Annotated in this window: 9 protein-coding genes and 1 pseudogene; all 10 read left to right on the top strand. The window is 40.5% G+C overall.

Going from position 1 to position 15,316, the window contains the following annotated elements:
- Positions 1-38 precede the first annotated feature (38 nt).
- The gene (locus BLQ81_RS23135) at positions 39-233 is read left to right on the top strand and encodes an ORF6N domain-containing protein (protein ID WP_092730660.1); all 195 of its coding nucleotides are present in this window, start codon (positions 39-41) and stop codon (positions 231-233) included.
- A pseudogene (locus BLQ81_RS12935) lies at positions 224-1,138 on the top strand (ORF6N domain-containing protein). The gene BLQ81_RS23135 and the pseudogene BLQ81_RS12935 overlap by 10 nt, the downstream one beginning before the upstream one ends.
- 33 nt (positions 1,139-1,171) lie before the next feature.
- Positions 1,172-1,408, top strand: coding sequence for a UPF0158 family protein (locus BLQ81_RS12930; protein ID WP_092730658.1), 237 nt, complete (start codon positions 1,172-1,174; stop codon positions 1,406-1,408).
- Positions 1,409-1,661: 253 nt separating this feature from the next.
- A complete protein-coding gene (locus BLQ81_RS12925; RefSeq protein ID WP_092730656.1) occupies positions 1,662-2,240 on the top strand; it encodes a YdeI/OmpD-associated family protein in 579 nt (192 codons plus the stop codon).
- A gap of 112 nt (positions 2,241-2,352) precedes the next feature.
- Positions 2,353-3,189: an N-acetylmuramoyl-L-alanine amidase-like domain-containing protein gene (locus BLQ81_RS12920; protein WP_092730654.1), complete on the top strand. Its 837-nt coding sequence runs from the start codon at positions 2,353-2,355 to the stop codon at positions 3,187-3,189.
- Between the two features lie 635 nt (positions 3,190-3,824).
- Positions 3,825-5,315, top strand: coding sequence for a hypothetical protein (locus BLQ81_RS12915; protein ID WP_092730652.1), 1,491 nt, complete (start codon positions 3,825-3,827; stop codon positions 5,313-5,315).
- 105 nt (positions 5,316-5,420) lie between these two features.
- Positions 5,421-10,526 carry an adenylate/guanylate cyclase domain-containing protein gene (locus BLQ81_RS12910; RefSeq protein WP_092730650.1) on the top strand — a complete coding sequence of 1,702 codons (5,106 nt, stop codon included), beginning with the start codon at positions 5,421-5,423 and terminating at the stop codon, positions 10,524-10,526.
- A 280-nt stretch (positions 10,527-10,806) separates the two neighbouring features.
- On the top strand, positions 10,807-12,630 hold the full coding sequence (locus tag BLQ81_RS12905) for a Xaa-Pro dipeptidyl-peptidase (RefSeq protein WP_092730648.1): 1,824 nt from the start codon (positions 10,807-10,809) through the stop codon (positions 12,628-12,630).
- Between the two features lie 1,043 nt (positions 12,631-13,673).
- Entirely contained in the window at positions 13,674-14,117 is a 444-nt protein-coding gene (locus BLQ81_RS12895; RefSeq protein ID WP_245693260.1) for a nucleotidyltransferase family protein, read from the top strand.
- Positions 14,107-14,457 carry a HepT-like ribonuclease domain-containing protein gene (locus BLQ81_RS12890; RefSeq protein WP_092730642.1) on the top strand — a complete coding sequence of 117 codons (351 nt, stop codon included), beginning with the start codon at positions 14,107-14,109 and terminating at the stop codon, positions 14,455-14,457. Before BLQ81_RS12895 ends, BLQ81_RS12890 begins: the two co-directional genes overlap by 11 nt.
- Positions 14,458-15,316: the final 859 nt, after the last annotated feature.

The following is a 15,316-nucleotide window of genomic DNA, read 5'->3' as shown; positions in this document are numbered from 1 at the left end:
TTTCAAAGGAGAACTCTACAATTTGGAAACCACAGACTATGATTTCCAATGCTCAAAATCTTTCTGAGCTATTTGGGGTCGAAATAAAAAGATTTAATGAGCTAGTCAAAAGAAGCAAAAAGCAATTTCCCAAGAGTTTCATATTTCAACTATCTCAAAGTGAGTTGGATAATTTGCGGTCGCATTTTGCGACCGCAAACATTGATTCTTTGATAGTCACACCATGGAATTAATCAATCAGCAACATATTGAAAATAAGATATTTACTATCAGGGGTATGCATATAATGCTTGATAGTGATCTTGCAGAACTCTACCAAGTATCCACAGGCCGACTCAACGAGCAAGTGAAGTGAAATGGTGATCGCTTTCCTTCCGATTTTATGTTTCAACTGACTTGGCAGGAGTGGGAACAGCTGTCATCTCCAAGTGAGCTATCAAGTGATCAGACTTTAAGATCGCAAAATGCGATCTTAAAAGATAATCGTGGGAAACACAGGAAATATTTGCCTTATGTATTTACTGAACAGGGAGTAGCCAGTTTATCAGGAGTTTTGAAAAGTGAATATGCTGTAAAAGTGCATGTTGAGATTATGCGAGCCTTTGTTTCCATGCGTAGATTTCTTCTGCAAAATGCCACCGTCTTCCAGCGTTTGGATCAGGTGGAACTACGACTATTGCAAAATGACGAAAAGTTTGACCGATTATTTAAAGCACTAGAGTCAGGACGACCCGAACCAGACAAAGGAATATTTTTCGATGGGCAGATTTTTGATGCCTATGCTTTTGTGTCCGATTTGATTAAAAGAGCAAAAAGAGAAATTATTTTGATAGACAATTACATAGACGAAAGCGTACTTACCCTACTGACCAAGCGAAGGATCGGAGTAACAGCTATTCTCTTTACCAAAAGCGTTTCCAAAACCCTGCAACTGGATCTGGATAAGCACAACGCTCAATATCCTGGAATAACCATAAAGACCTTTACCCAAAGCCATGACCGATTTTTGCTGATCGATCAAAGCGAATTGTATCATCTTGGGGCTTCTCTAAAAGATCTGGGGAAAAAGTGGTTTGCCTTCTCCCGAATGGATAGCTTATCCGCTTTAGTGCTAAATCAACTAAACGAAGTAAGATGATTTTTAAACTGAATGAGGTATGTGAATTCATAAATGGCGGAGCCTGGAGTGACAAGGAATATGTCGAGAAGGGAACACCTGGAAAACTTTGCTCAATACATTTCTGACCTAAAGTTCCGAGAGCGGATTTTAGACCGACTTTCCAATAGAAAGCCTTTTCAGAATTTCAAAATTCTAATTGACTCATCAGCATATCGAGAAGATTGGTTTGACTTCAAAAAGGAAGCTTACAACCAATATGTAAAAAGACTAATCGAGGAACGAGAATAGAAAGTCTGCTTTATAAAACAGGTCTAAAAAAACCAATACAACTCAATACCAAACTCACCATGGGAAAATTGGCAGAAATAAAAACAAAAGAAAATATGTGTATCCGCACTGATGCACGTGGACTAGATTTGGGGTATTTTGTATGCGGATACACGTCCACAGACGACTGTCAACAGTCCACAGCACATTCAATTGGAACTTAATTCTACCTTTATTTGGGTACGTGCAGCTAACCGAATACACATAAAAGAAAATGATCCAAACCGACAATTTTGAGAAACTTGAAGTTTCCTCCAAGCCCGAGTTAAGGACATGGTTGGAAGAAAACCATGGTCAGGAGAAGAGCGTTTGGCTGGTGACATTTTTGAAAATCGTACCTGAGAAATACCTTTCTACAGATGATGTTTTGGACGAATTAATCTGTTTTGGTTGGATTGATGGCATACGCAGGAAATTAGACGATACTCGGACCATGCAGCTTATTTCACCGCGCCGAGTGCAGCATTGGGCCAAAACCTATAAGGACCGAGCAGCCAAATTGATCGCTGAAGGTAAAATGCATCAATCCGGCTTTCTGTCAATCGAAAATTCCAAGCAATCGGGTTTGTGGGATTTTATGGATGACGTGGATCAGCTTATGGTGCCTCAGGATCTGCAGGATGAACTGGAAAAGCATATTGGGGCAACCGAATTTTTCTTTGCAATTAATGATTCCAGCAAGCGTTTTGTCTTGCGTTGGTTAAAGCTCGCCAAAACCGAAAAAACCAGAAAGGCCCGGATTTTGGAGTTGGCGCAACTTTCCGCTAGAGGAGAGAAAATGAAGGGGAGTTGAATTGTTTTAGCTTTCCTTCTGAATAGGAAGGGAATTCACTTCCTTAAATCCATTAATTATTGACAAATTTGAATTCGGCTTTAGCCAAAATCCTGAAAATAAACCCCTCCAAATGCGCCTTTTAACTCTTTTCCTTTTCCTCCTTTCGTTTTCGCTTAGCGCCCAAACCGTCTGCACCCTGGAAAGCCGCGCACGCCTCGATGGCATCCTGACCGAACTTTCCCAAAAAGAGCTAAGCGGCAAATCAATCGACCAACTCACACTGGAAATCGGTCAAAGCTTCCTCGGCACGCCCTATGTCGAAAAAACATTAGAACTCCCCGGTGAAGAGAAATTGGTCATCAACCTGACCGGCTTGGATTGCACGACTTATCTGGAGACAGTGGTGACTATGGCTCAGATTGCCAAGTCGGGAAACTTGACGTTTGAGGGTTTCGAGCAGGAATTGGAGCGGCTTCGGTATCAAGATGGGGTAAGAAAAGACTATTCCTCCCGACTGCATTACTTCTCGGACTGGATCTACCAAAATCAACAAAAAGGCATTATCCGGGATATCACTCAAGAAATCGGTGGGACGCTTTATCCGAATCAACCCACCTTCATGTCCGAAAACCCACGCTTCTACACACAGCTTTCCAACCCGGAATTTCTGAAAGCCATCAAAGCAGACGAAGCGGAAATCGCCAAAAGAACCTATCATTTTATCCCAAAAGCAGAGATCCAGTCACTTGAAAAAAACATCCAAGCGGGAGACCTGATCGCAATTACCACTTCGATGAAAAACCTGGATATCGTACACGTGGGTTTTGCCATTGAAAAAGAAGGAAGAATCCACCTGATGCATGCAGGAACCGGAAATATGCAAGTTGAAATCTCTGCTAAACCTCTAAGCGAATACCTCGCTGCCAACAAATCTCAATCAGGAATTATGGTTTGTAGGCTTTTGTAGGTATACCTTTGAGTGCGCCGTGGCGTACTCGAAGTTTGGTAATTTTAAAAAAAGCGTGTTAAGAACTTCCCCCTTTCAAAGGATGAGAAATCGATTTTTAAATTTATATCATCCCTTGCAAGATTTACATGAATGCTTCTCCAATGTTTTCTATAATTATTTCAGCCATTCTGGCTTTTAAATCCCGAAGTGCCCCCGCCTTGGTGGGGAAAACAGGATTATAGCTTTAAACGTGGTTGTTTTTTAGGATAACCCAAAAGGGGCGACATCATTTTTACAGAAAAAGTCAAGAGCGATTTCCTTCGCCTACTGAGGGTTTTAAGGGGATTTGTGACTCGGTGAATAGTTTACAGGTTAGTGTCTAAATATTGATACTGGAGACTTTTAAAAACATCAAGTCCAGCTGTGGAAGTGGTGGAATAGACGGACTAACCATCAGCGACCTCGAGAATGGATAATTGCAATAATATTTACAAACGCCGGAACCACATGAATCATTCGAAATTTGGTGTTTTGAAGTTTGTCTGGAGCTTAGGATTCAAGACTTTTTATTGAAATATTGAATAATTCCAAGATTATATTCTTTGTAATGCTTAAATTTTTTATATTTATTCCAAACTTTACTGACCAAACCAATGAGATTTTTCAAGAGCGTTTTTTACCTCTTTATTGGATTACTTTTTTTGAATACGGCATGTTCAAAAAGTGACTCCGGCAAGATTAATGAGGTATCGGAAATACAGATTTTAGAGCCATTTGCTGACAATAATGGGCTATTTCCTTCACCAGAGGTGTTTGATGGACCATTTTTTAAGGCTAATTACAATTATCCGGAGGTTGTCCCCGAGCGGAGCTATCCTTGGGAAGAAGTGCTTAATGGGCAGCCCTTGACCAAGAACAATGCTGAAAAATATATCATGGCGGTGAGGCAATATATCGCTGAGGATATGACCATTATGATTGACCAACCTGAAGTCTGGACGGGAAGCACCAACAGACAAAACTGGTATAATATGGCTTGGAGTGCTCAAAACTATGATTCGACTGGATGGGAAGGTCTAGAATCTGTTTATGGTACAATGACCGGGCAAGTAATTAAAAGTGATATTTTCACAGATTATGGATTTGATAGACCGATGCAGAACCATGTCATAGTTTATTATAATGATATTTCAGCCTTGACTTTAAATCAATTGTGGAAATCGTATAGTCCTACTGGTTTCTTTCCAAATTACACCACAGAAGCCGCGCAGTTCAAGCAAAATGCTATAGTCATAAAAGCTGCTGGGACTACAGCCTCAGCTGCGGATTGGAATGTTCTTGAAGGTGCAGGTACTTTTCCCATTTACAGGGAGGTGCTTTTCGGTCCAAATGTTGGGAAAGGTCCAATTTTGCAAGAATTGACTTGGATTCAGTTTGATATCATTATAAAAGATACGATTGCTTCACCAGAAACAGGATGGGTTTTTTCAACCTTCATTTATGACGCTAATAGTCCTGGAACTACCACATTTGACAGGTTAACATTATTAGGAATCTCCTGGGGTAATGACCCTGGAAAAATGAATGGCAATGAAACGCTTGAGGAAACCTACATAAATCCAAATGCCCCCGCTTATGCAGGGGTCACACTAGGATATGGTAACCGTCTTTCTGGGCCTATAGATGTGGCACTAGTCGGAGGAGTTCAGATAGAACCGAAACCGGTCGACTCTGTTTTGGTTTTAGGCCCAAATAATGAAATAATTGGCAGCAATAAGTACCTGCACTTTACTGCATCAGCATGCCTTAGTTGTCATAGTACTGCTTCATGGCCTGAGCAAAATGATTTTTACCCTTCCCCTGATCCAGGACAAAAACTAGTGTTCAGCGATACCCTGTTTAATCCCTCTTCAGTAGAATGGAGCAATTACTTTCAAAATAGGTCTGGAACTGAAATTATGATAAATTCAGGAGGTGTAAAAAAATCAATCATGGCATTAGACTATGATTTATATATGCAGTTTGCGCTTAATAATTCACTTCTTGGTTTGAGGTATTTGCCCAAAGGCATAAAAATACCTGAGGGTTATACGCCTTTGAATTTAGATAAACATAAACATCAGGTGAAACTTCGATCAAAATAACTTACTATCTGAAATTCCATATGGTCACTAAAATCAATTATAATCATATTGAATGTGAATTTTTTATAAGGACAAATAGAATTTTTAAGTAATACTCCTATCGTCATGACTAAGTTTAATTACATCTCAAAAAACAAATTGATCGAAAATTCAAAGTATATAATACATGTAGGCGAGCGAGAAGAGGATAAAAAAAAAGTTTTACTAAAATCATTAAAATCTGCATATCCAACCCACCACGAATTAAATAGACTGAAATTCGAATATTCTTTACTTCAAAAATTGAAGCACAATTCGATTCTTGAAGCATTGGAGAGGATACCGAGTGAGAATAGTTTGACCATTGTTATGGCATATCCTCAAGGTGTCAATCTAAGATCCCTGATGAATAAGTCTGTTGATTTGGAGGATTTTTTAAAAATTGCAAAGCCACTAACTGAAGCTGTCGCATTTTTACATTCTCATCAAATCATTCATAAAAACCTTAATCCTGAAACCATCTATTTTCACGAAGAAGATGGTAGTATACAAATAACCGGGTTTGAACTTGCTAGAGAGCTGGCTCGTGAGTCATTCCACTCCTCTACAGAAGAGGCTTTTGAGGCGAATTTGGCTTATGTTTCTCCCGAGCAAACCGGAAGAATGAACCGTGCATTGGACCAGCGTTCAGATTTATATTCTTTAGGGGCAATTTTGTATGAATTATTGGCTAATGTCCCCCCCTTTATTTCCGAAGACCCTCTTGGACTGATTCATTGTCACATAGCCAAGCTTCACAAACCCCTAAACCAACTTTTGCCCAATATTCCTCCGGTTATCTCAAATATCGTAGATAAATTATTGGCGAAAAATACGGGGCAGAGATACCAAAGTGCGCTCGGTGTACTCCATGACCTCAATCGCTTTTCGGAATTGAAATCTTTGTCTGAGGATCAAAATTTCCAGATAGGCAAAAAAGACGTCTCCAACAGATTTAATTTTTCCGATAACTTGTTTGGACGGACAGCAGATCTTGAAATACTCCTTCAAAGCTATGAAAAGGTAAAAAACGGGGAATCTGTGATCGCTTTGGTAATGGGACCTTCCGGAATGGGAAAATCAGCCCTTGTGAAAGAGGTCAGAAAATCTATTAATCAAAATCAAGGGTTTTTTATCCAAGGCAAGTTTGATCAATTCAAGCAGAATACTCCCTTAAGCTCATTATTTTTGGCTTTTGCTCAGCTAGTTCGGAAAATCTTAACAGAAAACGAACAGAAGATTGAACATTGGAAAGAGAAGGTACTCCAGGCTGTCGGCACGAACGGACGTGTATTGACAGATGTAATACCGGAAACCAAATTATTGATTGGAGATCAGCCTCCTTTACCCCAATTGGCAAATGCAGAAGCTACGATTCGCTTTAATCTAGTTTTTAACAATTTTGTCCAGGTTTTCTGTCGTAAGGAACATCCTTTGTGCATTTTTTTGGATGACTTACAGTGGATAGACCACACCACTTGTCAATGGATTGATAATCAATTTTCTAATCTGCACCTGGGACATTTTTTCTTAATTGGAGCTTACAGAGATAATGAAATAGCTTCCTCTCATCCGGTGATGTTAATGATAGATCAATTAAAGCAAAAACATGTCCCGATCAATACTGTAAAATTATCACCTCTAAGTACTCAATCCATTTCAAGCCTAATTGGAGAAACTATTCATCTTGAGCCCGAAAAGTGCCAAGATATTGTCGAAATAATAGCTCTAAAAACTCAAGGCAATCCTTTTTTCATCAGGCAAGTGCTACTTTCCTTATATGAGAGAAATGCAATTTTTTTCTCTAACGAAAAGCAATCTTGGGATTACGATATTCAAAAAATCAAAGAAACAGCAATCAGTGACAATGTCATTGAGCTGATGCTTGAATTATTGGGACGATTGCCTTCTGAAGTTTTGGACACATTGAAAATTGCCTCCTGCATTGGAAGTAATTTCGATCTGAATACACTGAGTGAGGTAAGTGACTTAAGCATCGAGGAAACTACTAATCAACTTTCGGAAGCTATTCAACTGGGAATAATTTTATCAAAAGGAATCCATAACAATGATTTGTTTTCTAATTTTTCTTTTCAACATGATAAAATTCAACAGGCAGCTTTTTCTCTACTCACCAAAGATGAGCGCCAACTTACACAGTTAAAAATAGGGAGACTTTTGTTATCAAAAACGATAACTCCAGAGGAAAGTGATAAGCTATATGATATCACTGACAACTTAAATGAGGCTCAAAGTTTAATCACAGATGAATCCGAAATAGCCAAATTAGTGGAGCTTAATTTGGCAGCAAGTAGAAGAGCACAAAGCGCAACAGCCTATCGGACTGCTTTAGATTATATCAATCAGGCGATGAAATTGGTCAAGGAAGAAGCTTGGAATCATCCCACATCACTCACTCGGGATCTTTATATCCAAAAAGCTGAATCAGAACACCTCTGTGGCAATAATGATATTGCTGCGGAGATTTTCGATATAGCAGTAGCACATGCCAAGTCCGATTTGGATAAAGCAAAGGTTTATTTAAGAAAAATATATTACTATAATAATATAGGAAAATTTGAAGAAGCCTATGAAACAGGCAGAATAGCAAGTGGTCCATTAGGAGTGAAATTGCCAGCCAAATTTGTGCCCCCACAATTGATTAAGGATTACATTGAATACCGATTATTACGCGGTAAACGCACTATAAAGGACCTCATCAATGTGAAAGAAATGACTGATGAGAAGCAAAGAATGGCTGTTCTTTTAATGGCTAATGTGACTAAATCAGCCTATCAAATCAAACCTGAACTTAGCATAAATTTAGCGGCAAAAATTGTCAATCAATACCTTAGGTACGGACATGCCAATGGAAGTTGTGTGGGTTTTATAGCATTTGGAGCAATTTTTCATGGCGCCATACTTAACCAAAAAAAGTCTGGATTTGAATTTGGACAATTGGCATTAGATCTAGTAGAAAAATATAAAACGTATCAATATAAATCAGAAACTCATTTTGTAGTAGGATACTTTGCGATTCCTTGGTTTCGTCCCGCTGAGGAAATGGAACGACATTGGCAGATTTCTTACAATGCTGGATTGGAAATTGGCGATTTTTTCCATGCAAGTTGTTCGGCTTGTGGAACCACTCAAAGTTATTTCATGCGAGGGCTGAATTTTGATGAAAACCTTACCGCTGCTAATAGATATTTGGACTTCCTAAATAATATAAATTATAAGGAAGGAATCATGACTGTCAGGGGTGTTCAGCAGGCAATTAGAAATCTTCAGGGTAAAACCAATTCTAGAGATTCATTTTCTGATGATGAATTTGATGAAGAGACCTATGTAAAAGGCTTGTCCAGCTTTGGTTCTCGTCATTTTGCCCATTATTTTTTTATAAACAAAATGAGAACATTATACCTGTGGGGGGAAATGGAGCAAGCTTATAAAATGGTCAAGCAATCAGACAATTATCTTCCTGACTCACCTGGCATGCTTCATACTGCCGAACATTTCTTTTATAAAGGAATGATCGTAGCAGCATTATATTCCGATGCCAAAGGTATTCAACGGTCAAAATGGAAAAGGGCATTAAAAAATATCTGCAAGCGTTTTAAGAAATACTCCGAAAATAGCTCCTCTAATTTCATTCACAAATATCAGATGCTAGAAGCGGAATATCACCGAATTAATGGCGATTCAATTCAATGCCAAAATCTCTATTATGCGGCAATTGAATCCTCCAAAAAATATGGATACTTGCATGTTCAGGCTTTAGCCAATCAATTATTAACTCAGTTTCATCAAAATTCCTCACAAATTCGCCTAGCGGGGTTTCACCTCAGAGATGCTGTCTATGATTATAATGCTTTAGGCGCTTCCGCCTATGCGGAATATCTTCTTGAGAAATATAATTCTATTTCATTAGCAACAATTGAAACATCAAGATCTAGTCCGCAAGGAAATGTAAAAAGATCCTTGGGAGATTCAATTGTTTCCAATATTGACCTGAAAACAATTTTTAAATCTTCAGAAGCCATCTCTCAACAAGTGAGGCTCAAGGATTTATTGTCTACAATGATGAAAATCATTATTGAAAATGCAGGCGCTCAGCGAATAGTATTATTTCTTAAAGAAGATAATCAATTAATGGTACAAGCAGAATGCCTGGCAGATAATCATGAAGTTCAGATTTTTTCAAAAGTTGCGTATAGCCAATATCATAAAACGCCTAATTCGGTAGTGAATTTTGTGATTAATACGAATGAACCTGTGATATTGGACGATGCCTCCCAAAGCGGGAAATTTGGCAATGACACTTACATTGTTGGTCATCAAGTTCGCTCTATTTTATGTGTGCCACTCTCCAATTTGGGTAAAACAATTGGTGCGATTTATCTGGAAAATAATTTATCCGATGGGGTATTTACTCAAGACAGAATTGACCTCATCATTTTGTTGAGTGGTCAAATGGCTATTTCTATTGAAAATGCTATGCTCTATGAAAATTTGGAAGAAAAGGTGAAGGAGAGAACCGAACAATTGAAGTTGGAGAAAGAAAAATCTGACAGCTTATTGTTAAATATTTTACCATCTTATATTGCTCAAGAACTGAAATCTACCGGAAAAGCGAAGGCGAAGCATTTTAAACAAGTCACAGTTCTTTTTGCTGATATCGAAAACTTTTCTAAAATCTGTGAGCAGCTAGGGGCAGATGAATTGGTTTACGAGCTTAATTACTTTTATACTGCTTTTGATAAAATTATCATGAAGCATAACATCGAAAAAATTAAGACAATTGGGGATTGCTATATGTGTGCAGGAAGTCTAGATACCGATGAAGCCATTAGTCCGAAACCTGTGATAAATGCAGCTATGGAAATTCAGCTATTTATGAACGAAGAAATTGAAAGAAGAGTAAATTCAAATCTTCCGACTTTTAACCTCCGAATTGGAATACACACCGGTTCCGTGGTAGCAGGGATAGTTGGTTTAAAGAAATTTGCTTATGACATTTGGGGCGACACCGTCAACATCGCCTCTCGAATGGAAAGTAATGGGAAAGTTGGAAAAATAAATATCAGTGGAGATACTTTTATTCTAATCAAAGATGATTTTACCTGTACACATCGAGGTAAAATTGAAGTGAAAAATAAAGGGATGTTAGACATGTATTTTATCGAAAATTAACTAAGCCATTTGGCTAAATCATTGATTTTCTTCTTATCTGAAAAGATAAAATAAAATGTCATGATCCTATACGTATGGGAAAACACAGGTGGCTGCGCCGATATACCCGATAGTTATCAGCTTTTTTCTTGTGCTGGTTATTTGAGTCATTTGAATCCAATTTCGCTTGGTAGTCATAAAGCGAGGATATTTTTGGTGATATTGAAAAGCCCTAAGTGAATTCATGTAAAACACATTTTATATTTTGTAAAAGTTTAACACCCCATTAAATCCAATAAAAATGAAAATTATATCCCGAGCCTTACTTTTTGTTCTCTTTCTATCTCTTGGAACTCCGGATTTACTCGCTCAAGTCAAGCCGATCTTCGAAAACGGAGAAGCACAGATTATCCCCGAACTGAAGGATTCCGCCAATTGGATCCGTCATGACCTTTGGGTGGAAACAGAATTCGATACCGACGGCGACGGAAAATTAGACCGGATGCATGTCGATGTCACCCGACCGCGACAGACGGAAACAGAAGGATTGAAACTCCCCATCATCTATGCCAGCAGCCCATACTATGCCGGAACAGCAGGCAATGCCCCGATATTCTGGGATGTCAAACATGAATTGGGCGCCCCTGCAACACCCCGAAATACCGTGGAAGTCCAGCGAAGAGGCCAACGGCCGATCATCTCCAATGATGAAATCATGGCTTGGGTTCCCCGTGGATACATCGTGGTGCACTCTTCCTCACCGGGTACTGGCCTTTCCCAAGGTGCCCCAACTGTCGGCGGAGACAATGAATCCCTGGCCCCCAAAGCCGTCATAGAATGGCTGACGGGCAAAGACAACGGCTACACCTCCCCGGATGGAAATGAAAAAGTCATGGCCTTCTGGTCCACCGGGAAAGTCGGCATGACCGGAACCTCCTATAACGGAACCCTTCCCCTCGCCGCCGCAACCACCGGTGTCAAAGGCCTCGAAGCCATCATCCCCATCGCTCCCAACACCTCCTATTACCACTATTACCGCTCCAATGGCTTGGTTCGCTCACCCGGAGGATACCTGGGCGAAGATATTGATGTGCTCTATGATTTCATCCACAGCGGGGACGAAGCCAAAAGACCCTACAACAACAAAACTGTCCGCGACACCGAAATGGCACAAGGCATGGACCGCGCCACAGGAGACTACAATGACTTCTGGGCAGGACGCGACTACCTCAATGACATGGAACCCATGAAAGCCGCTCTGCTGATGGCCCACGGATTCAATGACTGGAACGTAATGCCCGAGCACAGCTACCGGATCTACGATGCCGCCCGCGCCAAAGGAATCCCTTCCAAAATCTATTACCACCAAAACGGGCACGGTGGCCCACCGCCATTCCCGATGATGAACCGCTGGTTTACCCGCTTCCTGCATGGCGTGGAAAATGGCGTGGAGGATGAGCCCAAAGCCTGGATCGTCCGCGAGCAGGACGAAAGATCCAAGCCCACAGCCTATGCCGATTACCCCAACCCCGAAGCCAAAAATGTAAGCCTGTACCTCAAAGCCGGAGCTCCGGCGGCAGGATCCCTCAGTACAGAAAAACTGAGTTCCGGGGCCAAAGAAACCTTGGTCGACAATTATTCCTTTTCCGGATCGGCTTTGGCACAGGCGGATTACACCGAGCATCGCCTGATCTACCTCAGTTCGGTGCTCAAGGAGGCAGTCCATATTTCAGGAATCCCAAAAATCACGGTGAAACTCGCCTCAAATAAGCCTGCCGCCAATCTTTCCGTATGGCTCGTCTCCCTGCCCTGGATCGAAGGGCGAAACTCCAGAATCACCGACAATATCATCACCCGGGGTTGGGCCGATCCACAAAACCATTCCTCCATTAGCGAATCGGAGCCTTTGGTGCCGGGGAAATTCTACGAAGTAAGTTTTGACCTGCAGCCCGACGATCAGATCATTCCTGCAGGACAGCAGATCGGACTGATGATTTTCTCCTCAGATCAGGAGTTTACCATCCTTCCAAAGCCCGGAACCCAACTCACCATCGACCTGGACAGCACCCTCCTTACCCTTCCCATCGTAGGAGGAAAACCAGCCCTGGACCGAGCCATCAAGTAAATTCAAACTTATTTCCCCTTCACAGTGTCACTTTGGAGTCCAAGGGTTGTCATTCGACATTCGATAGTAAAAAGTATGAGGCAAGTATTAGGATGTACCAAGTACAAGGTACGAAGTACAAAGTACGAAGTACCAAGACCAACATCGGTCATCCAACCTTACCTCACCCCCAACCCCTCTCCTGAAGAGAGAGGGGAGCTTACGACGAAGTGAATCTATAGTTATCGTCCAAATCATTGATGCTGCTCATATCGACCTTAACAATTCAACAATTAACCAAAGCCAAACTTAAAAAAACCTTCGCGTTCCTTTGTGCTCTTTGCGGTTAAAACAGTAGGTAGTAAGCAGTATGCAGAAGCAAGAAACAAGAACCAACAAGCAAGACTGCGTAGTATCGAAGAGCGAAGCTCTTTCTTTGAGACCTTGAAAACGATACCAAGAGCCTAAAAGTCAGAAAGTTCAATAAAACCTTAATCAAAGGCAAACTTAAAAAAACCTTCGCGTCCCTTTGTGCTCTTTGCGGTTAAAACAGTAGGCAGTAAGCAGTATGCAATATGCAGGATGCAGAAGCAAGAGGCAAGAACGGAGACAAAGCCCAGTTAAAGCACCCACTGCCGTGGACCGTGGACAGTCGACCGTTGACTAAAAATAAGTATCAAGTAGCAAGACGCAAGTTTCAAGACACTAGAACCAAGAACGAGATACCAACTGAACATCCCGCTGCTGTGGACCGTGGACAGTCGACCGTTGACTAAAAATAAGTATCAAGTATCAAGACCGAAGGCGGAAGACCGGAGATCGTAGCAGTCATTCCAACAAAAGCTTTGCTTTTAATCCTTTGTGACCTTGAAAAACGACTCTAGCGCCAAAAAGAATTGAAGTCCAAAACAAAGACCGCCTGAGCTTAACTTAAAATATTCTTCGTGCACTTTGCGGTAAAAAAAATGCCAAATTATAGACAAACTACCGACTGACATCCCGCTGCTGTGGACCATGGACTGTGGACCGTTGCCTAAGAATAAGTGTACCAAGTACAAAGTACCATGTACCAAGTCGAAGCATCTGTCGCTCAATACAAAACTATTACTACCAATAATTATCTTTGTCCAATGAACTTGGAAAATAAAGATATTGATAATCAAGTAAACGAGCCGGAACTTGCTTCATATGCATTGATCAATGGTCTGGGTTTAATCAATAAAGCTTTACCTGACTTGAGGAAAATTTGTAGCCGTTACCATGTTGAAAGATTGGATCTTTTTGGGTCAGCGCTGAAGGGTCCATTCTCCAAAAAATCAGATATTGATTTTTTAGTCAAGTTTACCCCGGTACCATTGGAAGACTACTTTGAAAATTTCATCAATTTCAAAATTTCCTTGGAAAAACTTTTGGGTAGAAAAGTTGACCTAATTGAGAAACAAACACTTAAAAACAGTTACTTAATAGAATCCATTGAAAATGATCACTTGAAAGTCTATGGAAAATAAGACAGCAAAGTGGCTCTTAGATATTATTAATTCTATAGGTGAAATTACAGAATTTCAAGAAAAGGAAGATATCATCTCTTTTTCTCATTACAGAAGTAATAAATTGGTTAAGCGTGCCATTGAAAGAAACCTCTCCATAATTGGAGAAGCAGTAAATCGAATTAAGCAAAGTGATTCCGATACTTTCAGCAAAATTGAGCATGCTAGAGCGATTATTTCTTTAAGAAATCATTTCATTCATGCATATGATGGTATTTCAGATGAAAATATTTGGTCAATCCTTATCAATCACCTACCTAAATTGGAAGCAGAGGTGAAAACACTTATTGGTGAACAGTAATAACAGATAACCATTTTTCAGGTAAAGTCGAGACAAAAAACATCTGATTATCCTGTGCCCCGTGGACAGGGGACTGTCGAACGATGACAATTCAAAGTATCTAGTAGCTAGCGCAAGTACCAAGACACTAGAACCAAGACTGCCAAGTACCAAAGAGCGAAGCTCTTTCTTTGAGACCTTGAAAAAGTCAAGCACTGCCCAAAAGCCCTGAAGTTCTTTAAAACCTCAACCAAAGCCAAACTTAAAAAAACCTTCGCGTCCCTTTGTGTTCTTTGCGGCTAAAACAGTAGGCAGTTTGCTGAATCAAGAGACGAGAACCAAGAAGCAAGACTGCGTAGTATCGAAGAGCGAAGCTCTTTCTTTGAGACCTTGAAAAAGTCAAGCACTGCCCAAAAGCCCTGAAGTTCTTTAAAACCTCAACCAAAGCCAAACTTAAAAAAACCTTCGCGCCCCTTTGTGCTCTTTGCGGTTAAAACAGTAGGCAGTATGCAGTATGCAGAAGCAAGAGACGAGAACCAACAAGCAAGAACGAGATACCAACTGAACATCCCGCTGCCGTGGACCGTGGACAGTCGACCGTTGACTAAGAATAAGTGTACCTTGTACCTCGTACTTCCAAATCCCTTCACTTTTTCCTTAAAAAACTTGCAAAACTCAAAGCCCCGAGTAAATTTGTTACTCATTGAGTAGTTTTTTGACTCATGCCCGCTAATTCCCTTGGGACTGATCGGGCGAAGCTTTATAAAAGAGGCAGATTTTATTAAGAAGCAAGACTTTAGTATCAAGTAGCAAGACACAAGTAGCAAGACACCGGAACCAAGAAGCAAGAAGGAAGACAAACTAGCAACCGAACATCCCG

Source organism: Algoriphagus alkaliphilus (assembly GCF_900103735.1).
Lineage (GTDB): Bacteria > Bacteroidota > Bacteroidia > Cytophagales > Cyclobacteriaceae > Algoriphagus > Algoriphagus alkaliphilus.
This window is presented reverse-complemented; position numbering and strand designations above follow the sequence as displayed.